Here is a 23,618-nt window from a genome sequence, read left to right as displayed (position 1 = left end):
GTCCCAGTGCTGCGGCTGTCCCAGTGGTGCGGCTGTCCCAGTGGTGCGGCTGTTCCAGTGGTGCGGCCGTCCCGGCGGTGGGGGCGGGCCCGTCCCCGCACGGAGCGGGGCCGCGTCCCGACCCGTTGCCGAGGAGGGCCCGAAGTGTCCCATCGTCCCGCGACCTCCCCTGGGCGTGCCCGGTGAACGCGACCACGGGACTCCAGCTGCTCCTCGTCGCCGGCGGCGCCGTGGCCGTGGCGGCCGTGGCCCGTCGCCGGGGCTGGCCGGCGCCGCTGCTGCTCGTGGCGGCCGGGCTGATCGTCTCCCCGGTGGTCCCGGCCATCCCGCTCGACCCCGAGCTGGTGCTGTTCGTGTTCCTGCCGCCGCTGCTCTACTCGGCCGCGCTCGACAGCTCCTACCTGCGGCTGCGCGACGTGTGGCGGCCGGTGGCGCTGCTGTCGGTGGGCCTGGTGCTGGTCACCACGGCCGCCGTCGGCATGGCCGTCCACCTGCTGCTGCCCGAGCTGCCGCTGGCGGCGGCGTTCGCGCTGGGCGCGATCGTGGCGCCGCCCGACGCGGTGGCGGCGATCGCGGTGGGCCGGCGGCTGGGCCTGCCGCGCCGGACGCTGACGATCCTCGTCGGCGAGAGCCTGTTCAACGACGCGACCGCGCTGACCGCCTACCGGGTCGCCATCGGGGCGGCCACGGGCGCCACGGTGGACCTGGCGATGGCGGCCGGCGAGTTCGTGTACGCGGCGGCGGCCGGCGTGGGCATCGGCCTGGCGCTGGCGCTGGCGTTCGCCTGGGTGTTCCGGCACACCCGCGACTCGCTGGTCGAGAACACGCTCATGCTGCTCATCCCGTTCGCCGCCTACCTCGCGGCCGAGTCGGTCCACGCCTCGGGCGTGATCTGCGTGGTCGTCGTCGGCCTCTACCTGGGCAACCAGATGCACCTGCGCGGGTTCGGCACGCGGCTGGTGTCGGCGTCGGTGTGGAAGGTGACCGACTTCTTCCTGGAGACGATCGTGTTCGCGCTGATCGGCCTCCAGCTCGTGACGGTCGTGCGGGGCGTCGGCGGCTACGGCGCGGCGGAGCTGGCGCTGTACGCGGGCGTGGTGTTCCTGGTGACGGTGCTGGTGCGCTTCGCCTGGATGTTCCCCGCGGCGTACGTGCCGAGGCTGCTGCGGCGCGGCGACGACAGGCCCGCGCCCGCGCAGGTGGTGATCGTGAGCTGGGCCGGCATGCGGGGCGTGGTGTCGCTGGCCGCCGCGTTCGCCATCCCGGACGACGTGCCGGGCCGGCCCATGCTGCTGTTCCTGACCTTCACCACCGTCATCGGCACGCTGCTGGTGCAGGGGCTGTCGTTCCCCGCGCTGATCCGGCGGCTGCGCGTGTCCAGCGACGAGGAGCGCTACCAGGACCTGCTGGCCGAGGCCAGTGCCCAGCAGGCGGCGCTCACCGCGGGCCTGGAGGCGCTGGACCGGGCCATGGAGGCCGAGGGCGGCGAGCCGGACGAGATCCAGAAGCAGGTCGTCGACCAGCTCAAGGAGAAGTCGTGGCGGCGCTCGCTCACCGCCTGGGAGCGCCTGGGCGGGGGCACCGCGCAGGGCGGCGCCGAGACGCCGAGCGCGCTCTATCGCCGGCTGCGCCGCGACATGCTGCGCGCCGAGCGCGAGGTGTTCGTCCGGCTGCGCGACGAGCGCAGCCTCGACGACGAGGTGATGCGCGAGGTGATGGCCCAGCTCGACTTCGAGGAGGCCATCCTGGACCGCTAGGCGCCCCGGGGCTAGCCCATGGCGTTGTCGACGTAGCACCACTTCCACTGCTCGCCCGGCTCGTACGACTGGACGACCGGGTGGGCGACCTCGTGGAAGTGCCGCGTCGCGTGCTTGCCCGGCGAGGAGTCGCAGCAGCCGATGTGCCCGCACTCCAGGCAGCGCCGCAGGTGCACCCACCGGCCGCCCGCCGCCAGGCACTCCTCGCAGCCGTCCGGGGTGCGGGGGGCCGGGTCCGCCGCCTGCGAAAGATGTTCACAAGTTGCCATAGGCGAAATCCTAGAACTCCACCCGCAGATCGGTGCTCCCGCACCCCTTGCTGACGGCGGGGTCGCAGGGGAGATTGTGCACATCGGGGATGTGACCTGGACCACTGTCCCGAGGAGCCCGGGTGCTGGAGGTGCGCAATCTCGAGGTCGTCTACGACGACGTGATGCTGGTGCTGCGCGGTGTGAGCCTGACCGTGCCGCCCGGCTCGGTCGTCGCGCTGCTCGGCGCGAACGGCGCCGGCAAGACCACCCTGTTACGCGCGGTGTCGGGGCTGCTCGGCGTCCACGACGGCGAGGTGGTCAAGGGATCGGTCATGCTGGAGGGCGAGCCCGTCCACCGCCTGCGGCCGGCCCAGATCGTCCGGCGGGGCGTCAGCCAGGTCATGGAGGGGCGCCGCATCCTGGGCGAGCTCACCGTCGAGGAGAACCTGCGGGCCGGCGGTCACACCGCCCGCGTCTCCCACCTGGACCGGGTCTACGAGCTGTTCCCCCTGCTGCGCGAGCGGCGGGCGGCCACGGCCGGCTACCTGTCGGGCGGCGAGCAGCAGATGCTGGCGATCGGCCGCGCGCTCATGGCGGGCCCCCGCTACCTGCTGCTGGACGAGCCGAGCCTGGGCCTGGCCCCGGCGCTGGTGGCGCAGGTGCGCGACCTGGTCGCCGAGATCAACCGGCAGGGCGTCACGGTGCTGCTGGTGGAGCAGAACGCCCGCATGGCGCTGTCCGTCGCCACCCACGGCTACGTCATGGAGACCGGGAGGATCGTCATGGACCGGCCGGCCGGCGAGCTGCTGGCGGACGACGACATCAAGGAGTTCTACCTCGGGACGGTCCGCTCCTTCCGCGACGTCAAGCACTACAGGCGCAGGAAGAGGTGGCTGTCGTGAGCGGCCCGGAGCCGGTGCTCCGGGTCGAGGACGTCCGGCTGGGCTTCGCCGGGGTCACGGCCATCGACGGCGTCACCTTCGACGTGCGCCCGTCCGAGCTGCTGGCGGTCATCGGGCCGAACGGCGCCGGCAAGACGTCGGTGTTCAACGTGCTGTCCGGGGTGTACCGGCCGCAGCGGGGGCGCGTCACGTTCCTCGGCCAGGACCTGCTGCGGCTGCGGCCGCACCGGATCGCGGCGATGGGCCTGGCGCGCACGTTCCAGAACGTCGAGCTGTTCCACAACCTGACCGTCCTGGACAACCTCATGCTCGGGCGGCACCACCACTTCCGCTACGGCGCCGCGGCGGCCGTCCTGTGGTTCGGCCGGGCGCGCCGGGCCGAGCTGGCGGCCCGCGAGCGGGTGGAGGAGATCGTCGAGTTCCTGGAGCTGGAGCGGTGGCGGCACCACCCGGTGCGGCTGCTGCCGTACGGGATCCAGAAACGCGTCGAGCTCGGCCGCGCGCTGGCCATGGAGCCGCGCCTGCTGCTGCTCGACGAGCCGGTGGCCGGGATGAACGTCGAGGAGACCGAGGACATGGCGCGCTTCGTCATGGACGTGCGCGACGAGCTCGGCGTGCCGATCGTGATGGTGGAGCACGACATGGGCCTGGTGATGGACCTGGCCGACCGGGTGCTGGTGCTCGACTTCGGCCGGCCCGTGGCGCTCGGCACACCGGCCGAGGTGCGCGGCGACCCCGCCGTGATCCGGGCGTACCTGGGAGGCGCCGCATGACCGCCGCCGACGCCACGGCGACCGGCACGACGACCACGATCGTGACCCGGGTGCGCGAGCGCGCCCGCTCCGCCCCCGGCGCGGTCGCGATGCGCCACAAGGACCTCGGCGTGTGGCGCGAGATCACCTGGGCCGGCTACTGGGACCGGGCCGAACTGGTCGCCCACGCGCTGCTCGCCCTCGGCGTCGAGCCGGGTGACCGGGTGGCCGTCCACTCCGAGAACCGGCCCGAATGGCTCTACGCCGACCTCGGCACCGTCGCCGTGCGCGGCGTCACCGTCGGCCTCTACCCGACCGACCCGGCCGCCGAGGTGGCCTACCTGCTGGCCGACTCCGGCGCCCGGATCCTGATCGCCGAGGACCAGGAGCAGGCCGACAAGGCGCTGGAGGTCCTGGACCGCTGCCCGGACCTGCGGCACGTGGTCTATGTGGAGCCGCGCGGCATCCGCGGCCGCTACGCCGACCCGCGCCTGATGGGCTGGCCCGAGCTGCTCGCGCTGGGCGCGGGGCACCGCGCCGAGCATCCCGGCGCGGTCGCGCAGCGCATGGCCGGCGCCGGTCCCGGCGACGTGATGACGCTCATCTACACCTCCGGCACGACCGGGCCGCCCAAGGGCGTCATGCTGACGGTCGGCAACGTGGAGTTCGCGGTGGAGACGCTGGTGACCGGCGGCGGTTTCACCTGGCCGCCGCCCTCCGAGCGCGACCTGCTCCTGTCGTACCTGCCGCTGTGCCACGTGGCCGAGCGGGCGTTCACGGTCTGGTTCAACGCGGCCTCCGGCGCGCAGGTGAACTTCGCCGAGTCCATCGACACCGTCCAGGCCAACCTGCGCGAGGTGCAGCCGACGATCCTGTTCGGCGTGCCGCGCATCTGGGAGAAGACGCTCGCCCAGATCGACATCCGGCGCGCCTCGGCCACCCCGGTCAAGCGGGCCGTCACCGGTTTCTGGTTGCGGGTGGCCGACCGGCTGGGCGACACGCTGGCGCGCACCGGCGGACGCCACACCCCGGCGACCCGGCTGGCGTACGCGGCCGGATGGGTGTGCTGCTACCGGGCGCTGCGCGAACGCTTCGGGCTGCGCCACGTCCGCTACGCCGCCTCCGGGGCCGCGCCCGTCGCGCCGGCCGTGCTGAAGTTCTTCATGGGCATCGGCGTGCCCATGCACGAGCTGTACGGCATGAGCGAGAACACCGCGATCGCCACCGCCAACCGGCCCGGCCGGGTCCGGCTCGGCACGGTCGGCGAGCCGCACCCCGGCGTGGAGCTGCGGATCGACGAGGCCACGGGGGAGATCCTGACCCGGCACCCCGGCACGTTCGCCGGCTACTGGGGCAGGCCCGAGGCCACCGCGGCCGTCCTCGATCCGGACGGCTGGCTGCGCACCGGCGACGTGGGCGAGCTGGTGGACGGCACGCACCTGCGGATCACCGACCGGCTGAAGGACGTCATCATCACCGCCGGCGGCAAGAACGTCGCGCCCAGCGAGATCGAGAACGCGCTGAAGGCGTCGCCGTACGTCAAGGAGGCCGTCGTCGTCGGCGACCGGCGGCCCTACCTCGTCGCTCTCGTCGGCATCGAGCCCGACACGGTGGGGGAGTGGGCGCGGCGGCGCGGCATCCCCTACACCACCTACCGCGACCTGTCGCAGCGGCCGGAGACGCGGGAGCTGGTCCAGGGCGTCGTGGACGCGGTCAACGCCCGCCTGGCCCGCGCCGAGCAGGTCAAGCGCTTCGCGTTCCTGCCCAAGGAGCTCGACCACGAGGACGGCGAGCTGACCGCCACGCAGAAGGTCAGGCGCGCCGCCGTCGTGAAGCTGTTCGAGGACCTGGTCGAAGGGATGTACGGGCGGTGAAGGGGCTGCTGGAGACGGTCATCAGGGGGCTGGGCAACGGCTCGGTGTACGCGCTGCTCGCGCTCGGCTTCGTGATCATCTACAAGGCGACGCGGGTGATCAGCTTCGCGCAGCCGGCGCTGATGCTGGCCGGCGGCGTGGCCGTCAGCCACCTGGCCGAGGTGACGGGGTTCTACGCGGCCGTGCCGCTGGCCGGGCTGCTGGTCGCCGGGGTGGCGCTGGGCGTGGAGCGCGCGGCGATCCGGCCGATGGTGGGGCGGCCCGCGTTCGTGGTGGCGATCATCACGCTGGGCGTGGACGTGGTGGTGCGGGTCGTGGTCAACGCCTTCATCGGCCGGGACGTGCGCCAGGTGGGCGACCCGTGGGGGTTCGCGCGGGTGGAGCTGGGGCCGCTGGTCGTGCAGCAGCGCTGGCTGGCCATGCTGGCGGTGACGGCGGCGCTCGTCGCCGTGCTGTTCGCGTTCTTCCGCCACACCCGCCACGGGCTGGCGATGCGCGCCGCGGCCCACGACCAGGAGGCGGCGCTCGCGCAGGGCATCTCGGTGGGCGCGGTGTTCGCGCTGTCGTGGGCGATCGCCGGGTTCCTGGCCGCCGTCGCGGGCGCGTTCGCGGGCACGGGGCAGGGCATCGAGCAGTCGAGCTGGGTGATCGCGCTCAAGGCGCTGCCCGCGATCATCGTGGGCGGGCTCGACTCGCTCGGCGGGGCCGTGGCCGGGGGGCTGGTCGTCGGGGTGGTGGAGTCGCTGTTCCAGTCGTACCAGGGCGAGTACGCGCCGTGGCTGGGCCAGAACTTCGCCGTGGTCTCGCCGTACGTGGTGATGCTGGTGGTCCTGCTGGTCAGGCCGTACGGCCTGTTCGGCACCCGGGAGGTCGAGCGCGTGTGACGGATCCACGATCCTGGACGATTCCGAATGTCCCCGACATACCGACCGGACGGTTTCGCCGGGTGCGGGGCCGGCCACTGCTGCGCACGTCCTACGCCCAGGACATGGCGCTGCTCGACACGCCGGCCGAGCGGCTGGGGACGGCGGTGCTGGTGGCGCTGGCCCTCGCGCTGCCGGTGGTGCTCGCCGACCGGTCGCTGGAGGTGCTGTCCGGGGCGTACGCGCTGGCCATCGGCGCGATCGGGCTCAACATCGTCACCGGGTACGCCGGGCAGGTGTCGCTCGGCCACGCCTTCTTCGTGGCCGTCGGCGCCTACACCGCCGCCGCGCTGTCGGCGCCGCCCGGCGGCCGGACCCTCGGGTTCGGCCTGGCCGAGATCTGGATCTGGCTGCCCGCGGCCGGGCTGGCCGCCGCGGCGGCCGGGGTGCTCGTCGCGCCGCTCGCCACCCGGCTGCGCGGCCTCTACCTGGCCGTCGTCACGCTCGGCCTGGTCTTCCTCGGCGAGCACGTCTTCAAGGAGTGGAAGGCGCTGACCGGCGGCCCCGGCGTGGGCCGCGAGGCGGCCGTGCCCCGGCTGCTCGGCTACCCGCTGGACCGGGACGGGCCGCTCGGCACCAGGGAGCAGGTCCTCTACCTGCTGATGCTGGCGCTGCTCGTGCTCTTCGCGGTCGCGGCGCGCAACCTGGCCCGCTCGCGCGTGGGCCGCGCCTTCGCCGCGATCCGCGACCGCGACATCGCCGCGGCCGTCATCGGGGTGCCGCTCACCCGCTACAAGGTGCTGGCGTTCGGCGTCTCCTCCTTCTACGCCGGGTGCGCGGGCGGCCTGCTCTCCACGGTCTCCGGGTACGTGGAGCCGGGCTCGTTCAGCCTGCTGATGTCGGTGCAGTTCATCGCCATGGTGCTGATCGGCGGCGTGGCCACCGTGTCCGGCTCCATCGCCGGTGCCCTGTTCATCTGCCTGCTCCAGCCGCTCACGCGGACGCTGCCCGCGCTGGTGCCGCTCGTCAGCGCCGACACCACGCGCACGCCCAACGTCTTCCAGGTCGAGACCGTGCTCTACGGCCTGCTCATCGTGCTGTTCCTGGTCTTCGAGCCGCGGGGCCTGGCCGGGCTGTGGATCCGGGTCCGCGCCTACTGGAAGTCCTGGCCGTTCTCCTACTAGAAGAGGGGTAACCCATGAGAAGTCGGTGCCTGGCGGTGGCGGCCGCGCTGGTGGCGCTCGTTCCCGCGTGCGGCGTCATCCGGGGCGACGACGAGCGGGGCGGCGGCGTCCGCGCGCCGGGGGTCACGGCCGAGCCCTGCCCGTTCGCCGTGGACAAGAAGAAGGGCTGCATCTACCTGGGCACCGTCTCCGACCTCACCTCGGGGCCGTTCGCGGCGCTCGCCGTGCCGATCACCGACGCGCAGAAGGCGTTCTGGGCCCGGGTCAACAAGGCGGGCGGCATCGGCGGGACGTACGAGGTGGACGTCACCACGTACGTGCGCGACAACAAGTACAACCCCGAGGTCCACCGGCAGGTCTACAACGAGATGAAGGACCGGGTGCTCGCGCTGGCCCAGACGCTCGGCTCGCCCACCACGGCGGCGATCCTCGGCGACCTCAAGGCGGGCAGCGTCGTCGCCGCCCCCGCCTCCTGGACGTCGGCCTGGGAGTTCGAGGACGTGATCGTCGAGTCGGGGTCGAACTACTGCGTCGAGGCGATGAACTCCGTCGACTACGCCGTGGAGGCCCACAAGCCCAGGAGCGTCATGGCCGTCCACCTGGCCGGCGACTACGGCGCCGACGCCGCCGCCGGGGCGAAGATCGCCGCCCGGCGCAACGGCCTGACCTTCACCGACGTCGAGACGCCCTCGGGCGCCACCGAGCAGGGCCGCGCCATCACCGAGATCACCAAGCGCAGGCCGGACCTCGTCATCCTCACCACCGGGCCCGCCGACGCGGCCACCATCGTCGGCCAGGCCGCCGCGGCCGGCTTCCGGGGCCGCTTCATCGGCACCGGCCCCACCTGGAACCCCGCCCTGCTCAAGTCGCCCGCCGCGCCCGCGCTCAAGGCCCTGTACGAGCAGTCGTCGCCGGGCCGGCCCTGGAACGCCGACACGCCGGGCCACCGGGCCATGCGGGAGGCGCTGCCCGGCGTCACCCCCAACGACGGCTACACCTCGGGCTGGGCCTGGGCGTACCCCATGAAGGCGGCGCTGGAGGCGATGGTGGCCGGCGGCGACGTCAGCCGCAAGGGCCTGCTCGCGGCCGTCCGGAAGCTCAGGACCGTCGACTACGAGGGCATGCTGCCGCCCGAGGCCGGGAACTACGCCGACGACCCCGACACCGCGATCTTCCGTCAGACGGTCGTCAACCGGGTGGACGACAAGGCGCCGACCGGCGTGACGATCGTCAAGGACTTCTACGTCGGGCCCACCGCCAGGGCGTACACCTTCGACGGGCCCTGCTTCGCCAAGCTCTGAACCCCGGCGCCCGCGCGGAGGCCGCGGCGGCGGAGCGTTGGGTAGGGTCACCGATATGCGCCCCTTCACGACCCGGATCGCCGCGCTCGCCGCCGTAGCCGCCCTCGCCGTCACCGCCGCGGGATGCGCCGAGGTCAACAACACCATCGACAAGACCCAGGCCTGTCTGGAGGCGCCCAAGATCGTCGCCGACCTGGGCAGTGAGATCACCAAGCTCAAGGACGACCCCCAGGCGATGGACAAGGCCCTCGACGACGCCGGCAAGAAGCTGAACGAGGTGGCCGACAAGGCCGCCAACACCACGCTCAAGGAGGCCACCGACGACCTCGCGCGCACGCTGCAGGGCATCGACGTCAAGGACGTCAACGACGCGGTGGACGCCGTCCAGAAGGTCGGCACCGACACGGCCGCCTACCTGAAGAAGGTCGCCGAAGCCTGCGGCTGAGCCGCGCCAACCCCGGCTTCTCTAGGGGAAATGGGGACGAACTAGCTTCACAGGTATGGAGCCGGATCCCCGTTTCACGCTCGCCAACGAGCGCACGTTCCTGACGTGGCTCAGCACCGCGCTGGCCCTCAGCGCGGGCGGGGTGGCCATGGCCGCGGTGCCGGAGGGCGTCTTCGTGCCGTGGGCGCGCACCCTGCTCGCCGTCGTCCTGGTCACGCTGTCGGCGCTGGCCGCCGGCATGGCCTACCCGCGCTGGCGCAACATCCAGCGCGCGCTGCGCAGGCAGGAGCCGCTGCCGCCGCCCGCCCTCGCGGTCGTCTTCGGGGTCGGGGTGACCGCGGTCGCGGTGATCGCCTTGATCTGCATCGTGATCGCGGCCTGACATGTCCGGGCCGGCGCACGACGACATCTGGGACCCCGGGCTGCAGAGCGAGCGCACCCGGCTGGCCTGGGTGCGCACGGCCGTGGTGCTGTCCACGGGCGGCATCGCCGCCGCCGGGCTGACCCTGCGCCACGGCCTGCCGGCGGCGGCCGCGGCCGGGTTCGCGCTGGCCGCGCTGTGCGGGGGCGTGCTGCTGCTGCGCACCGGCCTGCGCTTCCGGCGGGTGCAGGAGGCGCTGCACGGCGGCCGGCCCACCGACAACCGGGCGGACGCCCTGCTGGCCTGGATCGGCACGCTGTGCGCCGTGGCCGGTGCGTTCGCGTTCGTGCTCACCGCGTGATCATGCCTGGTGAGGGCATTGATGGCGGCTTGCCGGAAACGCCCCGGTGGGATGACACTCGGTCTAGGGGGTGAACCCATGGAAGAGGTACGCAGAGTAGTACCGTTCGAGTGCCGCCGCTGCTGGAACGTGTGGGAAGAGGAGTACCTCGTCAGATACGGCGAGGACCGTCACGGCAACGAGAGGGTCGTCTGGATCAAGGACGGGGTGGCCGTCCCGCCGCCCACCGAGGGCATGATCTGCCCTCGCTGCCACTGCCAGCAGGCCACCACGTTCCCCGACGGCTACCTGAGGCGTCATCCGGAGCTCATTCCGTCTCAGGAGCCCGCCAAGCCGGATGACAAGCCGCTGCTCAGCCCCGTCCCCAAACGGCCGCGGTACCTCTGATCCACCAGGGCCCGGGGCCGGCGCGACGCCCGGCCCCGGGCCCTCCGATCACATGACTCCGGCTCATGTAACGTGACGGCTGGTGAGCATTCTCTAGCCTCTGGTGTCACAAACCGCTGCTTGTGGCGTGCCGCGGGCGTGACGGAGACTCGAAACGGCGCCCGCGCTCCTGACGGAACCCGTGGCGGCGGCGCCGGGCGCGCCCGCCGCCAGGCGAGGGCGGCACCGCGGCGCGCGGGCGCCCTCGCCTCAGCTCCGAGGACTCAGCTCCGAGGACTCAGCTCCGAGGACTCAGCTTCGAGGACTCAGCTCCGACAGCTCAGGCGGCTCAGCTCAGGCTCTCCAGCCAGGCCCGGTGCAGCCCGGCGAAGCGGCCGGAGGCGGCGATCAGCCGGTCCGGCGGCCCGTCCTCGACGATCTCGCCCCGGTCCATCACCAGCACCCGGTCGGCGATCTCCACGGTCGAGAGCCGGTGCGCGATGATCAGCGCGGTCCGGTCGGCCAGGATCGTCCGCAGCGCCCGCTGCACCAGGCGCTCGCTCGGCACGTCCAGGCTGGAGGTCGCCTCGTCCAGGATCAGCACCGCCGGGTCGGCGAGGAAGGCCCGGGCGAAGGCGACGAGCTGCCGCTGGCCCGCCGACATCCGGCCGCCCCGCTTGCCCACCTCGGTGTCGTAGCCGTCGGGCAGCGCCGCGATGAAGTCGTGGGCGCCGATGGCCCGCGCCGCGTCGCGCACCTGCCGGTCGGTGGCCTCCGGCCGGCCGAACCGGATGTTGTCGGCGACCGTGCCGCTGAACAGGAAGTTCTCCTGCGTCACCATGACGACGGCCGAGCGCAGCGTGGCCTCGTCCAGGCGGCGCAGATCCACGCCGTCGAGCAGCACCCGGCCGCCCGTCGGGTCGTAGAAGCGCGAGATCAGCTTGGCCAGCGTCGTCTTGCCCGCGCCGGTCGCGCCGACCAGCGCCACGCTCTGGCCGGCCGGGATGGTCAGGTCGAGCCCCGGCAGGATCGGCATCTCCTCGACGTAGGCGAACCTGACCCGCTCGAAGCGCACCTCGCCGCGCGGCTCGGCCAGCGGCTGGGGGTCGCGCGGCTCCGGGACCGACGGCTCCTCCTCCAGCACGCCCGACAGCTTCTCCAGCGCCGCGCCCGCCGACTGCAGCGTGTTGTAGAACTGGCTGATCTCCTGCATCGGCTCGTAGAACTGCCGCAGGTACAGCAGGAACGCCGCCAGCACGCCGACCGTGACCTCGCCGTGCAGCGCCAGCCACCCGCCGTAGAGCAGCACGCCGCCCACGGTCAGGTTGCCGATCAGCTTGATGCCCGGCATGAACAGCGCGACGAGCTGCATGCTGCGGGCGTTGGCGCCGCGGTAGTCGTCGTTGAGCCGGGTGAAGATCTCCTGGTTGCGCGGCTCGCGGCGGAACGCCTGCACCGCCCGGATGCCGGTCATCGACTCCACGAAGTGGACGATCACCAGGGCGACGGTCTCGCGGGTGCGCCGGTACACGATCGCGGACTGGCGGCGGAACCAGCGGGTGAACAGCAGCAGCAGGGGCAGCGGCAGCAGCGCCACCAGGCCGAGGTGCACGTCCAGCACCAGCAGCAGCACCGCCGTGCCGAACAGCGTGAGCACCGCCGTGACCAGGCTGTCGAAGCCCGACTGCAGCAGCTCGGCGATGGCCTCGATGTCGGAGGTCAGCCGGGAGATCACGCGGCCGGAGGTGTACTTCTCGTGGAAGCTCAGCGACAGCCGCTGGAAGTGGTCGAACACCCTGCGGCGCAGCTCCAGCAGGATGCCCTGCCCGATCTTGCCGGACAGCTGCAGGAACGCCTGCCGGGTGAGCGCCTGCGTGACCGCCGCGGCCAGGATCACGCCGATGACGGTGAGCAGCGTGGCCGGCCCGCTGCCCTTGAGCATCGGCGGGATGCCCGCGTCGATGCCGACCTTCACCAGGTACGGGATGGCCAGGCCGGCCGCGTTGGAGACGACGATGATGCCGGTGAGCAGGGCGATCGCCCTGCGGTGGGGTGAGAGCAGGTCGCCGAGCAGCCGCCGCGAGCGGACCCGCAGCAGCACCGACACCTTCTCCGACAGCTCGTCCTGCTCCTCGGAGGCGACGCCGCGCCAGTCGGCGACCGCGGGCCCCTTGGCGGCGGGGTCGTCGGCGGGTTCGGCGGCCGGGCCGGCGGCCGTGCCGGTGGACGTGTTGGCGTCCGCGCTCAACGCAGGGCTCCTTCCGAGGGGTCGAGGTCGGCGTCCTGGGCGAGCAGCTCGCGGTAGGCGGGCACTTCGGCCAGCAGTTCGTGGTGGCGTCCGACGTGGGTGATCGTGCCGCCCGACAGCAGCGCGACCTTGTCGGCGAGCAGCACGGTCGAGGCGCGGTGCGCGACCACGATGCCGGTGGCGTCGCGCAGCACGTGGCGCAGCGCCTGCTCGACCAGCGCCTCCGTCTCGACGTCCAGCGCCGAGAGGGTGTCGTCCAGCACGAGGATCCGCGGCCGGCTCAGCACGGCCCGGGCCAGCGCGAGCCGCTGCCGCTGCCCGCCCGACAACGACATGCCCTGCTCGCCGATCCGGGTGTCGAGGCCCCACGGCAGGTCGTGGACGAACATGGCCTGCGCGGTGCGGATCGCGTCCTCCAGCTCCTCCTCGGTGGCGTCGTGGCGGCCGAGCGTGAGATTCTCGCGCACGCTCATCGAGAACAGCGTCGGCTCCTCGAAGGCCGTGGCCACCACCTGGCGCAGCGCGGGCAGCGTCAGGTCGCGCACGTCGTGGCCGTCGATGGTCACCCGCCCCGCGGTCGGGTCGATGAGCCGGGGCACCATCGCGGTCAGCGTGGTCTTGCCCGACCCGGTGGCGCCGACGATCGCGACGGTCTCGCCGGGCCGCACCTCCAGCCAGACGTCGCGCAGCACCGGCTGCTCGGCGCCCGGGAAGCGGAACTCGACGCCCTCGAAGCGCAGGTGGCCGCGCGGGTTCTCGATCACCGCGGTGCCGCCCTCGATGGCCGGGGCCGTGTCCATGACCTCCATGACCCGGTCGGCGGAGGTCATCGACTCCTGCGCCATCGCCAGGATGTAGCCGAGGCTGGCGATGGGCCACACGAGCTGGAGCATCATCGTGGTGAAGGCGACCAGCGTGCCGAGCGTCAGCGCGCCCGAGCCCACGGCCAGCGCGCCGAGCAGCAGCACCAGGGCCAGCGTGAAGTTCGGGATCACCTCCAGGAAGGTGAAGAACCGGGCTGACAGCCGCACCTTGTCCATCGACGTGCGGTACACCTTGAGCGCGGCGTCGTCGTAGCGGTCGTAGACGTGGTGGCGGCGGCCGAACGCCTTGATGGTGCGGATGCCGATGGCCGACTCCTCGACGAGCGTGGCCAGGTCGCCCTGCTCGTCCTGCACCTGCCGGGAGATCTTGATGTAGCGCTTCTCGAAACGCATCGACACCAGCACGATCGGGACGGCGGAGGCGGCCACCAGCAGGCCCAGCGGCCAGTACATGTTCAGCAGCAGCACCGTGACGGTGGTGAGCTGGAGGACGTTCATGACCAGGAAGAGCATGCCGAAGCCGAGGAAGCGACGGATGGTCGACAGGTCGGTGGTGGCGCGGGACAGCAGCTGGCCCGACTGCCATTCGCCGTGGAAGGCCATCGGCAGGCGCTGCAGGTGCGCGTACAGGTCGTCGCGGATGCGCGTCTCCAGGCCGAGCACCGGACCGACCTGGGTCCAGCGGCGCAGGAAGATCAGCACCGCCTCGGCGGCGCCCACGCCGAGCGCCAGCAGGCCGAGGGGCAGCAGGGCGCCGGAGTCGCCGGTGCGCACGGGGCCGTCGACGACGTCCTTGCCGATGAGCGGCAGCGCGATGCTGGCGGCGATGGACAGGACCGCGACGAGCCAGATGAGCACCAGCTTGCCCACGTACGGGCGGAGGTAGGACTTCATCCGCCACAGGGCGACCGACGAGAGCGCGGGGAGTGAGAAGGGCAGGGAACGGCGAGGTGAACGTGTATCGGGAGGCATCCCCACCAGGCTAATACGTGGGATCAACCCATTTTCGGTCCGCCACGCTGAGGGTCAGCGCCGCCGTCATGGCCGTCGTGCTCGGCGTTCCCGCCCTTCTCCACCCAACCGAATTCGGCCTGATATATCGCCTGGGTTAGCTTTTTCGAGTAATTGATGGGCGATGGTGTGGCCGTTCTCCTCGGTCAGGACGCCTCGCGGCTGCGCAGCGCGTTCATCGCCTGCACCAGCGGCGGGGCGTACGTGCCCGAACCGCCCGGAGTCTTCGACCCGCCCCACTGCGCCTGCCACTGCCCGGTCGCGGTGGTGCGCATCGCCGTGTGGCTCAGCGTCCCGCCGGTGGAGCTCTTGTTGTAGATGGCCCAGTGGTGCGCGGTGTAGGCGTTGGTGGCCGACGACCTCGACACCGTGTCGTCGTAGGACGAGGCGAGGAAGGTGTAGTCCGTCCCCATCTGCGACTGCGGCTGGGCGCCGAGCCACTTCAGGAACCCGCTGCCGTCGCGCATGTCGCTGCACTGCTCGTGGGTCAGGGCGCACAGGTCCACCACGGCCGTGTCGATGCCCTTGTGCGGGGTGGCGAGGGTGACGACGTCCTCGATGTACAGGTACGGGGGCCAGCCGCTCGGCCAGGCCGTCGCGCCGACGTCCTGGGCGTCCATCGACAGGGCGCTCAGGTCCGGGGCCTCGGCGGCCACGCCGTACCGGTTGACCCCCTCGATGGCGGCCTTGGCGATGAGGCCTCCCATGGAGTGCGCCATGATGTCCACCGGGACGCCCTGGCTGGAGTAGGAGGAGTAGACGGTCCAGGCGAGTTGGCGGCCGACCTCCTGGATGCGGGTGTCGGTCGTGCCGTTGAACCTGATGTCGCAGTTCGTGCTCTTGTTGTAGTAGCCGAACGTGTGGACGTCGGTCCACCCGTTGGCGAGGAGCAGGTCCCTGGCGTTCTGCCAGGAGCTCGCGCAGTTGGTGTCGGCCTCGCGGTCGAACCCGTGCACCAGCAGCGTCACCCGCTGCCCGTCGCCGCGCGAGGGCTCCGCCGAGGCGGGCGTCGCGCCGCCGGCCAGCACCGCCGTAGCGACGACCGAGGACATGACCGCGGCCAGGCCGCACCTGAGGAGTCTGTGCATCCGCGCACTCCGTTCCGTGGGATCGCAAGCACGGTAGAGCGCGGACGATCATGCGCGAATCTGCCGCCGCGCCCGCGGGGAGCGGACGTCGCGGCGCCTCGACTAAGTCGGCGGGAGCCCGCGAGTAGGTCGGTCGGGCTCGGCGCGCAGGTCCAGCCCGGCGAGCTGGCCGCGCGAGGAGACGCCCAGCTTGGGGAACGCCTTGTAGAGGTGGTGCCCGACGGTGCGGGGGCTGAGGAGGAGGCGGACGCCGATCTGCCGGTTCGACAGGCCGGCGGCGGCCAGGAGGACCACCTGCCGCTCCTGCGGGGTCAGCCGCGCGAACGCCGCCGTACGCGGGGTGGCGGCCTCGCCCGCGGCCTGGAGCTCGCCGTGCGCGCGCCGCGCCCACGGGGCCGCGCCCAGCGCCTCGAACGTCGCGAACGCCGCGCGCAGCTGCCGCCGCGCCTCCGTCCTGCGGTGCGCGCGCCGCAGCCACTCCCCGTACAGCAGCGCCGTCCGGGCCTCCTGGTACGGCTGCCCGGCCGGGACGGCGACGGCCCTGGCGTAGTGCCGGCCCGCCTCGTCGCCCTGGGCCAGCAGTCCCTCCAGGCGCGCGGCGACCGCCTGGGCCCAGGGACGCCCGGAGGCCGCGGCCCAGCGCGCGTACCCGGCCGCCGGCTCCGCGGCCAGCTCGCGCAGCCCGGCCCGTACGGCGGCCTCCACGAGGTCGGGGGCGACGTGCGGCGCGACGAGGGGGTGACGGCAGGAGCCGGACCAGACGGCGGCGAGCCGTTCGACCGCCAGGAGCGGCCGTCCCAGCCCCAGCTCGCACAGGCCCTGGGCCCAGGTGGCGACGGCCCGGGCGACGCCGCCCGCGCCGGGGAGGTCGGGGGACGGGGCGGCCAGAAGGGGGCTGAGGCCGCCGCCCGCCGTGGTCAGGAGGGGGCCGGCACCGGTCCCGGTCGTGGTCAGGAGGGGGCCGGCACCGCTCCCTGTGGTGGTCAGGAGGGGGCCGATGCCGCCGCCGGTCGTGGTCATGAGGGCGCCGACGCCGCCGCTGGTCGCAGCCAGGTGGTGGCAGCGGTCCTCGTCGCCGCCCACGGCGGCCAGCCAGGCGAGAAGGGCGCGAAGGCGCGCGTCCCCGTGGCCTAGCGCGTCCCCGTGGCCGAGCGCGTCCCCGTGCACGAGCGCGGAGGCCGCGCGCAGTCCCGCCGTGGCCGCCGCCTCCGCCTCCGCGTGACGTCCGCGCAGCAACTCGGCCTCGGCGAGCAGCGTCAGGGCATCCGGCAGGACCCCGAGCAGCCCGAGGCGGCCACACCGCTCGGCCAGCAGGGCGGACAGCTCCCACCCGGCGGCCTCGTCCCCGGCGGCGAGGCCCATCCACGCGGCCGTGGCGAGCACGTCCGGGTGCTCCGCGCCGGACACCCGTACCGCCTGGATTGCGGCGCGCACAGGGGAAAAGTCCGTGACGTCCTGTCCCGCCACCATCCGCCCCACCACGGCCGCGCCGCGCGCGAACGCCGCCAGGGCCGCGTGCCGCTCGTCCGGCGTTTCCGCGTCTCCCGCGTCGACGCCGCGGCGAGGAGGGTGAGGCGCGCCGTCATCTCCGTCGTCGCCGGGCGGGGACGGCACAGTGAGCCCGTCTTCGCCGGGCGGGGACGGCACAGTGAGCGCGGACAGCAGGGCGGCGGCGGTGGCGGCCGACGCGGGATCGCCCGCCGAGGACGCCGCCCGCACGGCCCGCGCCGCCAGCTCCGTCGCCCAGCGGGTGTCGCCGGCGGGCACGTGCCCGGGGCTCGCGCCAGTGGGGCGAGGGAGACCGGCGGCACCGAGGGCGGCGTCGCCCGTGCGGGTGGGGACGGGGGTTCCGCGTCCGGCATCCGTGCCGTCACAACGGTCGTGCGGACGGCGCGCCTGCTCGGCTCCGGTCAGGAGCAGGCGCACTGCCCTCTCGGGGAGGCCGTGGGCGGCCTCGACGCCCGCGCGCACGGCGGCGAGGCGGGCGCGGACGACCGGCGGCGACGGATGCGCCCCGGCGCGGTCCGCCAGCCCGGCGGCCCGCCTCGTGAGCCCCGCCTGCAACGCCAGCTCCGCGGCGGCCGTCAGCCGCTCGGCCGCCCGCCGGGGATCCGGGCTCAGCTCGCCCGCCCGCTCGTAGGCGGCCGACGCCTCGACCACCCCGTGCTCGTAGGCGGCCGGCGCCTCGATCACCCCGCGCTCGTAGGCGGCCGGCGCCTCGATCACCCCGCGCTCGTAGGCGGCCGGCATCTCGGCCACCCCCCGCTCGTGGGCGGCCGGCACTTCGATCACCCCCCGCTGGTGGGCGGCCGGCGCCTCGACGACCTCGCGCTCGTGGGCGGCCGGCACTTCGATCACCCCCCGCTCGTGGGCGGCCGGTCCCAGGACGGCCCCGTCCGGCGACCCCGCCCCCTCGCCCCGTGCGGGCGGAAAGGCGTGGGCGGCGGCCCGGTGGAGGGCGGCGGCCAGGGACTCGTCGGGAGCCGTGGCGACGGCGGCCAGGTGCCACGCGCCCCCCGCCCGCTCCGGCCCGTCCTCCGGCGACAGCGCCTCGGCCAGCGCCCGGTGCGCCGCCACCCGCCGGAAGTACGGCGCCGACCGGTAGACCGCGGCCCGGAACAGCGGATGCCGGAAGGTCAGCCCGGTGGGGGAGAGGTGGACCAGCTCCTCGCGTTCGGCCGGCGCGAGGTCGGCGGGCGTGACGCCGAGCCGGCCGGCGGCGCGCAGCACCAGGTCGAGGTCGCCCCGGTCGTCGGCCGCCGCCACCAGAAGCGCGGTCCGGGTCGCCTCCGGGAGGCGGTGCAGGGGCGCCTCGAACGCGCTCCGCGCCCGGCCCGACAGAGGGCCGCACGCGCAGGCCAGCGGCAGCGGCCCGAGCCGGCCGGCCCGCTGCTCGGGTGTCAGGGCGGCCGCCAGCTCGACCAGCGCCAGCGGGTTGCCCGCGGCCTCCTCGGCGACCCTCCGGCGCACCTGGGGCGCGAGGCCGGGCGCGCGGGCGGTGAGGAGCTCGCGGGCGGCCGCCGCGTCCAGCCCGGCCAGCGGCATCCGCGGGACTCCGGCGGCCTCGCCGAACCCGGTCCCGCGCGGCCTCGCGTCCCCCGGTACGCCGTCGCCCGCGGCGAAGATCATGGCGACCCGTTCGCCACCGAGCCTTCTGGCGGCGAAGAGCAGCGCGTCCGCCGACGCCCCGTCCAGGCGGTGCGCGTCGTCCACCACGCACACCACCGGCCGCTCGGCCGCGAGATCCGCCAGCAGGCCCAGCACGGCCGGTCCCGCGAGCCGGGCCCGCGCGTGGTCGGGCGCCCGTTCCCCCGCCTCGCGCAACGCCTCGGCCTGGGCGGCGGGCAGCCGGTCGGCGCGGTCCAGGAACGGGCGGAGCAGCGGGTACAGCGCCGCGAACGGCAGCTCGCGCTCCGCCTCGATGCCGAGCGCGCGCAGGACCAGGAAGCCGGCGCGCTCCGGAGGCGCGGCGTGGTCCAGCAGGGCGGTCTTGCCGATGCCGGTCTCGCCCGTGACCACGACGGCTCCGCCGTGCCCCTCCCGGGCGGAGGTCAGCAGCGCGTCGATCCGGGCCTGCTCGCCGGCGCGTCCGTACAGCATCCACCCTCCTGACGATCAAGTCAGGAGTCAGTATGAAACCTTGTCCACTCCCGGGTAAGGGCCCTCTCGCGGTGCGTGGTCAGATGACGAGCCGCTGCTCGCTCTGGGTGCGCCATTCGACGAGCATGACCGTGGCGTCGTCCTGGAGGCGGTCCTGCTGGTGTTCGAGCAGCGTCTGGATGAGCCGGCGCAGCGTCTCGGGCGGCGGCACGCCGTCGGCCTCCCGGCGGATGACGAAGTCCACGAACCGCTCCAGGCCGAACACCTCCCCGTCCGGGCTGCGCGCCTCGATGACGCCGTCGGTGTAGAACAGCAGTCTGTCGCCGGGTTCGAGCTGGTAGCGGGCCGGCGGGTGGACGGCGCCGAGCCGGAAGCCCATGGGCGGGTCCGGCTCGGTCCTGAGCGTGGCCACCAGGCGGCCGTGGCGCAGCACCAGCGGCGGGTGGTGGCCGCGGTTGATCCACCGCAGGACCCCCGTGCGCAGGTCGAGGGCGGCCAGGACGCCGGTGGCGAACTGGGTGCCGGCGAACTGCTCGAAGACGGCCGCGTCCACGGCCTCGCCGATGCCGGGAAGGTCCACGTCCTCGCGGCGGGTGTTGCGGCAGGCGCCCACCGCGATCGTGGCCGTGAGTCCCGCGGCCGTGTCGTGCCCCATGGCGTCGAACACCGCCAGGTGCAGCAGGTCGCCGGCCACCGCGTAGTCGAAGGCGTCGCCGCCGGCCAGGTAGGCGGGCTCCAGGGCGGCGGTGACCACGACCCGTCCGGTCGCGAACGTCCGCACCGGCAGCAGGGTCCACAGCATCTCCGCCGACAGCTGCATGGGCTGGGCGCGGACGAGCCGGGCGTAGGTGTCGCTGGTGCTGCGCTTGTTGGCCAGGACGAGCGCGGTGAGGGCGGCGAGCTGCGAGGCCCGCCACCGGACGCGCTCGTCGTCGCGGGGCACGGTGAGGGCGAGCACGCCGAGCCGTTCGGTGCCGTCCAGGAGCGGCAGGTACATCCGGCGCGGCTCCTGGGCGGCGGGCGGCTGCGCCGCCTCGGGCTCGTCCGTGGCGGGGCCGCTGGTGGGCCTGGTCTGGACGATGTCCAGCATGCGGAACGCGCGGCCGGCCACGGTGGAGTCGACGCGGATGCGCTCGAACGGCGTGCCGTCCTCGTGCCGCTGGCCGGGCAGCGGCACGAGGTACTGCTGCTGCAGGTCGGCCACGTAGACGAGCACGTCGGAGAAGCCCACGTGCTCGGCGTGCCGGCTGATCAGCCAGGGCAGCTCCTCGAGCGTGGCGAGGTGATGGGCGGCGATCAGGCCGCCCAGCATGCGCTCACCGTTGTCCCGCACGCGCTCACTCCTCGTAGTCCTCGACGTCCTTTCTACCGGTGTCCTGCGGGTTTGGTACTGATGTACGGGCCGGTCCCGGGTGGTTTCCCCGAGCGGCGTGGTCGCCCCGGGGACACGCCGGTGGGCGCGCCAAAGAAACGGCAAAGGTTGACCGGCGACCCTGGCGACGTATCGGGGCCGCCGGATGATGGAATCCGGGGGTAATGCTGATGAAAACGATGAAGCAGAGCCACGAACTTCGCTGGGGCGGCATCGCGGGCATCGCGGCCGTCGTGGTGGCGATCATCGGCAGGATCGTCATGGGGAACGCCCCGAGCGTCGCGGAGTCGGCGTCGAGCATCGCGGGATACCTGTTCGAGTACCGCACCCAGGTCATGGCGGCCTCGGTGCTGTACGGGATCGCCACGATGCTGTTCCTGTGGTTCGGCGTGGCGCTGGCCACGGCGTTCCGGCGCGCGGACGACACGAGTGACACGCCGGCGCTGGTGCTGGCGGGTTACATCCTCGTCTCCACGATCATGTTCATCGGGGTGGCGATCTTCGCGGGGCTGACGTACGCCATCACCACGCACCGCGGCGCCCTGATGGCCCTGGCCGCGGGCCCGTACACCGCGTTGACCGTGATGAACATGATCGCCGGCATCGCGGTGGCGGCGACGTTCGCCGTGACGGCCGCCGCGATCATGCACACGCGGGTCCTCCCCATGTGGATGGCCTGGTTCGCGATCGTCGTCGCGGCGCTCAAGCTGCTGACCGCGCTGGGCGTGGGCAGCACGGCGCGGGCTCTCGCGCCGGACGCGCCGCTGATGGTGGTGGTCCCGGGGGTGCTCCTGGCGGTCTGGGTGCTGGTGGCCAGCTACATGCTGATCCGCGAGCACCTGCCCATGCCCGCCGCGGGCGCGCGGCCGGTCATGGGGCACTAGACGGCCTGTCCCGCGGGACCGGGCGGGACGCGCGGCGCCGCGCCGAAGGTCCCTGACATCGCGGACGAAGGTCACCACACCGCTCGCCGGACCGGTTTTCGGAACATCCGCCTACTACGGTGATCCGAGGGAAGACACCCGTCGTGGAGATGGAGAGCGATATGTCGGATCTCGGGAGCTTCGGACGCAGGATCGCCGAGCGGCGCGCATCGCTGGGCCTGACCCGTGAGCGCCTGGCCGAGCAGGCCGGAGTCGACGAGGGGTACGTCCGGTGCCTGGAGGAGCAGTCGGACCCGTCCGCGCGCGAGACGGCCGACCGGCTGGCCCGCGCGCTGGGCACGACGGTGGCCGAGCTGCTGGACGAGGCGCCGGTCGGCGCGGGCGAGGCGGCGCCCGGCGCGGACCTGGCCGAGCTGGACGAGAAGGAGTGCCTGCGGCTGATCGCGCCGGGCGGGATCGGGCGCATCGCCTTCGAGGGCCGCTACGGCCTGACGGTGCTGCCGGTGAACTACCGGCTGTCCGACGGCGGCGCGATCGTGTTCCGCACGACGCCCGGCGGCGCGACGGACGCCGACCTGCGCACCGGCATGCGGGGCGTCGAGTACAAGGTCGCCTTCGAGGTCGACCGCGTCCACGAGCTGACCGGCGGCGGCTGGAGCGTGCTCGTGCAGGGCTCGCTGCACCACGTCACGGACGAGGAGGAGGCCGACGCGGCGGCGACGGGCGTCGAGCCCTGGGCCGGCGGCGACCGCCGGCAGTACCTGCAGATCAGGCCGTCGCGCGTGACGGGCCGCCGCATCGTCACCGGCTGACAGAAATGTGGGGATAAGGCGGGAGTCGTTCGGGTACGGATCGAGGGACCAAAGACCCTGACTGGGGCGGATGCGACTGAAGGAGCCTGGCAGGGCACGCCAGATCCGCCCAGTTTCTCCGGAAGGTGCCGATGACCGCCGTTCCACCAGTCGCGCCCCGCGCCACGACGGCCGGACGCACCAAGGCACTGGTCCTCGCCACGACCGCGTTCGCGGTCAACTTCTGGGCCTGGGCGCTGCTGAGCCCCCTCGGCCCCGTCTACAAGGAGCTGCTCGGGCTGAGCGCGACCGCGGTCTCGGTCCTGGTCGCCGTCCCCGTGATCGTCGGGTCGCTGGGCCGCATGGTGCTCGGCGCCCTGACCGACCGGTACGGCGGGCGGCTCGTCTTCGGCGTCACCAGCCTGCTCGGCGCCCTGCCCGTGGTGTTTCTGGCCTTCGCCGAGAGCTATCCCGCGCTGCTGGCCGGCGGCCTGGTGCTGGGCATGACCGGGGCGACGTTCGCGATCGGCGTGCCGTTCGTCAACGCCTGGTACCCGCCCGAGCGGCGCGGCCTGGCGCTCGGGATCTTCGGGATGGGCAACATCGGCACCGCGATCTCCGGGTTCCTCACGCCGTGGCTGGCCGCCGAGTTCGGCCGGGCCACGCCCTTCTTCGCGGTGGCCGTGGCCCTCGTGCTGGTCGGGATCGCCTTCCTCGTCCTGGGCCGGGACGCCCCCTCCGGCGGCGCGGCGCCCGCGCAGTCGTTCACGGCCAGGTTCGCCGCCGCCGCGCGGCTGCGCGTCACGCGGGAGCTGGCCGGCATGTACGCGCTGACCTTCGGCGGGTTCGTCGCCTTCGGCGTCTACCTGCCGCTGTACCTCAAGGCCCAGTACGGGCTGACGGTCGCCGACGCCGCGGCCCGCACGGCCGGGTTCGTGGTGCTGGCCACCCTGGCCCGCCCGGTGGGCGGCTGGCTGTCGGACCGGCTGGGCGGCGAGCGGGTGCTGAGCTGGGTGCTGGCCGCGGTGTTCGCCTGCGCGATCGTCGTCTCCTTCGCGCCCGGCATGCCGCTCGCCACGGCCGGGTTCCTGGCCATGGCCGCGGCGCTCGGGCTGGGCAACGGCGCGGTGTTCGCGATCCTCGGCCGGGCCGTGCCCGCCGCGTCCGTGGGCAGCGCCACGGGCGTCGTCGGCGCCGCCGGCGGGCTGGGCGGTTTCCTGCCGCCCATCGTCATGGGGCTGATCTACCAGGCCACCGGCTCGTACGCCATCGGCCTGATGCTGCTCGCGGCCATGGCGTTCGGCGCGTTCGTCTACTGCTGGGCCGTCCTGCGCCCCGCCGCCCGCGCCACGACCCCGGACCCCAGGACGTCCGAGACATGAC

At 73.6% G+C, this 23,618-nt stretch carries 20 protein-coding genes; 14 read left to right on the top strand and 6 right to left on the bottom strand.

The annotated features are described in order from the left end of the window. The first annotated feature begins 182 nt into the window (after positions 1-182). Positions 183-1,757: a Na+/H+ antiporter gene (locus HT134_RS29650; RefSeq protein WP_175603737.1), complete on the top strand. Its 1,575-nt coding sequence runs from the start codon at positions 183-185 to the stop codon at positions 1,755-1,757. An 11-nt stretch (positions 1,758-1,768) separates the two neighbouring features. Here the strand turns inward: HT134_RS29650 and HT134_RS29645 are convergent, their stop codons facing one another. Continuing rightward, entirely contained in the window at positions 1,769-2,026 is a 258-nt protein-coding gene (locus HT134_RS29645) for a ubiquitin carboxyl-terminal hydrolase 14 (protein WP_175603736.1), read from the bottom strand. A gap of 122 nt (positions 2,027-2,148) precedes the next feature. Between HT134_RS29645 and HT134_RS29640 the strand changes: the two genes are divergently transcribed. The 10 genes from HT134_RS29640 (at position 2,149) to HT134_RS29595 (ending at position 10,438) form a co-directional block, all read left to right on the top strand. Then, the gene (locus tag HT134_RS29640; RefSeq protein ID WP_175603735.1) at positions 2,149-2,910 is read left to right on the top strand and encodes an ABC transporter ATP-binding protein; all 762 of its coding nucleotides are present in this window, start codon (positions 2,149-2,151) and stop codon (positions 2,908-2,910) included. Then, on the top strand, positions 2,907-3,683 hold the full coding sequence (locus tag HT134_RS29635) for an ABC transporter ATP-binding protein (RefSeq protein ID WP_312888527.1): 777 nt from the start codon (positions 2,907-2,909) through the stop codon (positions 3,681-3,683). Before HT134_RS29640 ends, HT134_RS29635 begins: the two co-directional genes overlap by 4 nt. Then, positions 3,680-5,536: an AMP-dependent synthetase/ligase gene (locus HT134_RS29630; protein ID WP_175603733.1), complete on the top strand. Its 1,857-nt coding sequence runs from the start codon at positions 3,680-3,682 to the stop codon at positions 5,534-5,536. Before HT134_RS29635 ends, HT134_RS29630 begins: the two co-directional genes overlap by 4 nt. After that, positions 5,533-6,420, top strand: coding sequence for a branched-chain amino acid ABC transporter permease (locus tag HT134_RS29625; protein ID WP_175603732.1), 888 nt, complete (start codon positions 5,533-5,535; stop codon positions 6,418-6,420). The genes HT134_RS29630 and HT134_RS29625 overlap by 4 nt, the downstream gene beginning before the upstream one ends. A 62-nt stretch (positions 6,421-6,482) precedes the next feature. After that, positions 6,483-7,583 carry a branched-chain amino acid ABC transporter permease gene (locus HT134_RS29620; RefSeq protein ID WP_175603731.1) on the top strand — a complete coding sequence of 367 codons (1,101 nt, stop codon included), beginning with the start codon at positions 6,483-6,485 and terminating at the stop codon, positions 7,581-7,583. A 14-nt stretch (positions 7,584-7,597) separates the two neighbouring features. Continuing rightward, positions 7,598-8,884 carry an ABC transporter substrate-binding protein gene (locus tag HT134_RS29615; protein WP_175603730.1) on the top strand — a complete coding sequence of 429 codons (1,287 nt, stop codon included), beginning with the start codon at positions 7,598-7,600 and terminating at the stop codon, positions 8,882-8,884. Between the two features lie 55 nt (positions 8,885-8,939). Then, on the top strand, positions 8,940-9,329 hold the full coding sequence (locus HT134_RS29610; protein ID WP_217708520.1) for a DUF8711 family protein: 390 nt from the start codon (positions 8,940-8,942) through the stop codon (positions 9,327-9,329). A gap of 55 nt (positions 9,330-9,384) precedes the next feature. Continuing rightward, positions 9,385-9,711, top strand: a complete 327-nt coding sequence (locus tag HT134_RS29605; protein WP_175603729.1) for a YidH family protein — start codon at positions 9,385-9,387, stop codon at positions 9,709-9,711. 1 nt (position 9,712) lies between these two features. Then, a complete protein-coding gene (locus tag HT134_RS29600) occupies positions 9,713-10,051 on the top strand; it encodes a DUF202 domain-containing protein (RefSeq protein ID WP_175603728.1) in 339 nt (112 codons plus the stop codon). Positions 10,052-10,129: 78 nt separating this feature from the next. After that, positions 10,130-10,438, top strand: coding sequence for a hypothetical protein (locus tag HT134_RS29595; RefSeq protein ID WP_175603727.1), 309 nt, complete (start codon positions 10,130-10,132; stop codon positions 10,436-10,438). A gap of 328 nt (positions 10,439-10,766) precedes the next feature. Here the strand turns inward: HT134_RS29595 and HT134_RS29590 are convergent, their stop codons facing one another. From HT134_RS29590 to HT134_RS29570, 5 genes are all read right to left on the bottom strand, one after another. Beyond that, the gene (locus HT134_RS29590) at positions 10,767-12,665 is read right to left on the bottom strand and encodes an ABC transporter ATP-binding protein (RefSeq protein ID WP_175603726.1); all 1,899 of its coding nucleotides are present in this window, start codon (positions 12,663-12,665) and stop codon (positions 10,767-10,769) included. After that, positions 12,662-14,383 carry an ABC transporter ATP-binding protein gene (locus HT134_RS29585; RefSeq protein ID WP_246365752.1) on the bottom strand — a complete coding sequence of 574 codons (1,722 nt, stop codon included), beginning with the start codon at positions 14,381-14,383 and terminating at the stop codon, positions 12,662-12,664. Before HT134_RS29585 ends, HT134_RS29590 begins: the two co-directional genes overlap by 4 nt. A 263-nt stretch (positions 14,384-14,646) precedes the next feature. Beyond that, positions 14,647-15,588, bottom strand: a complete 942-nt coding sequence (locus HT134_RS29580) for an esterase/lipase family protein (RefSeq protein ID WP_175603724.1) — start codon at positions 15,586-15,588, stop codon at positions 14,647-14,649. A 102-nt stretch (positions 15,589-15,690) separates the two neighbouring features. Continuing rightward, on the bottom strand, positions 15,691-19,188 hold the full coding sequence (locus tag HT134_RS29575; protein WP_175603723.1) for a helix-turn-helix transcriptional regulator: 3,498 nt from the start codon (positions 19,186-19,188) through the stop codon (positions 15,691-15,693). A gap of 79 nt (positions 19,189-19,267) precedes the next feature. Further along, positions 19,268-20,521, bottom strand: coding sequence for a PP2C family protein-serine/threonine phosphatase (locus HT134_RS29570; RefSeq protein WP_312888526.1), 1,254 nt, complete (start codon positions 20,519-20,521; stop codon positions 19,268-19,270). A 209-nt stretch (positions 20,522-20,730) separates the two neighbouring features. On the opposite strand from HT134_RS29570, the gene HT134_RS29565 reads away from it, so the two are divergent. The 3 genes from HT134_RS29565 to HT134_RS29555 all read left to right on the top strand — a co-directional run bounded on the left by HT134_RS29565 (position 20,731) and on the right by HT134_RS29555 (position 23,617). Continuing rightward, on the top strand, positions 20,731-21,444 hold the full coding sequence (locus HT134_RS29565; protein ID WP_246365747.1) for a hypothetical protein: 714 nt from the start codon (positions 20,731-20,733) through the stop codon (positions 21,442-21,444). A 161-nt stretch (positions 21,445-21,605) separates the two neighbouring features. Continuing rightward, positions 21,606-22,256 carry a helix-turn-helix domain-containing protein gene (locus tag HT134_RS29560; protein WP_175603722.1) on the top strand — a complete coding sequence of 217 codons (651 nt, stop codon included), beginning with the start codon at positions 21,606-21,608 and terminating at the stop codon, positions 22,254-22,256. A gap of 131 nt (positions 22,257-22,387) precedes the next feature. Then, complete coding sequence (locus HT134_RS29555; protein WP_175603721.1) at positions 22,388-23,617, top strand: MFS transporter; 1,230 nt, start codon at positions 22,388-22,390, stop codon at positions 23,615-23,617. Position 23,618 lies beyond the last annotated feature (1 nt).

Origin of the sequence: Nonomuraea rhodomycinica, from assembly GCF_013363995.1 — a bacterium.
GTDB classification, from domain to species: domain Bacteria; phylum Actinomycetota; class Actinomycetes; order Streptosporangiales; family Streptosporangiaceae; genus Nonomuraea; species Nonomuraea rhodomycinica.
This window is presented reverse-complemented; position numbering and strand designations above follow the sequence as displayed.

What these genes read in the sequence shown, in the direction of transcription:
- HT134_RS29585 (WP_246365752.1), bottom strand. Translation starts at nt 14,383, where the DNA reads ATGAAGTCCTACCTCCGCCCGTACGTGGGCAAGCTGGTGCTCATCTGG.
- HT134_RS29555 (WP_175603721.1), top strand. Translation starts at nt 22,388, where the DNA reads ATGACCGCCGTTCCACCAGTCGCGCCCCGCGCCACGACGGCCGGACGC.
- HT134_RS29610 (WP_217708520.1), top strand. Translation starts at nt 8,940, where the DNA reads ATGCGCCCCTTCACGACCCGGATCGCCGCGCTCGCCGCCGTAGCCGCC.
- HT134_RS29580 (WP_175603724.1), bottom strand. Translation starts at nt 15,588, where the DNA reads ATGCACAGACTCCTCAGGTGCGGCCTGGCCGCGGTCATGTCCTCGGTC.
- HT134_RS29615 (WP_175603730.1), top strand. Translation starts at nt 7,598, where the DNA reads ATGAGAAGTCGGTGCCTGGCGGTGGCGGCCGCGCTGGTGGCGCTCGTT.
- HT134_RS29575 (WP_175603723.1), bottom strand. Translation starts at nt 19,188, where the DNA reads ATGCTGTACGGACGCGCCGGCGAGCAGGCCCGGATCGACGCGCTGCTG.
- HT134_RS29605 (WP_175603729.1), top strand. Translation starts at nt 9,385, where the DNA reads ATGGAGCCGGATCCCCGTTTCACGCTCGCCAACGAGCGCACGTTCCTG.
- HT134_RS29560 (WP_175603722.1), top strand. Translation starts at nt 21,606, where the DNA reads ATGTCGGATCTCGGGAGCTTCGGACGCAGGATCGCCGAGCGGCGCGCA.
- HT134_RS29595 (WP_175603727.1), top strand. Translation starts at nt 10,130, where the DNA reads ATGGAAGAGGTACGCAGAGTAGTACCGTTCGAGTGCCGCCGCTGCTGG.
- HT134_RS29630 (WP_175603733.1), top strand. Translation starts at nt 3,680, where the DNA reads ATGACCGCCGCCGACGCCACGGCGACCGGCACGACGACCACGATCGTG.
- HT134_RS29600 (WP_175603728.1), top strand. Translation starts at nt 9,713, where the DNA reads ATGTCCGGGCCGGCGCACGACGACATCTGGGACCCCGGGCTGCAGAGC.
- HT134_RS29645 (WP_175603736.1), bottom strand. Translation starts at nt 2,026, where the DNA reads ATGGCAACTTGTGAACATCTTTCGCAGGCGGCGGACCCGGCCCCCCGC.
- HT134_RS29565 (WP_246365747.1), top strand. Translation starts at nt 20,731, where the DNA reads ATGAAAACGATGAAGCAGAGCCACGAACTTCGCTGGGGCGGCATCGCG.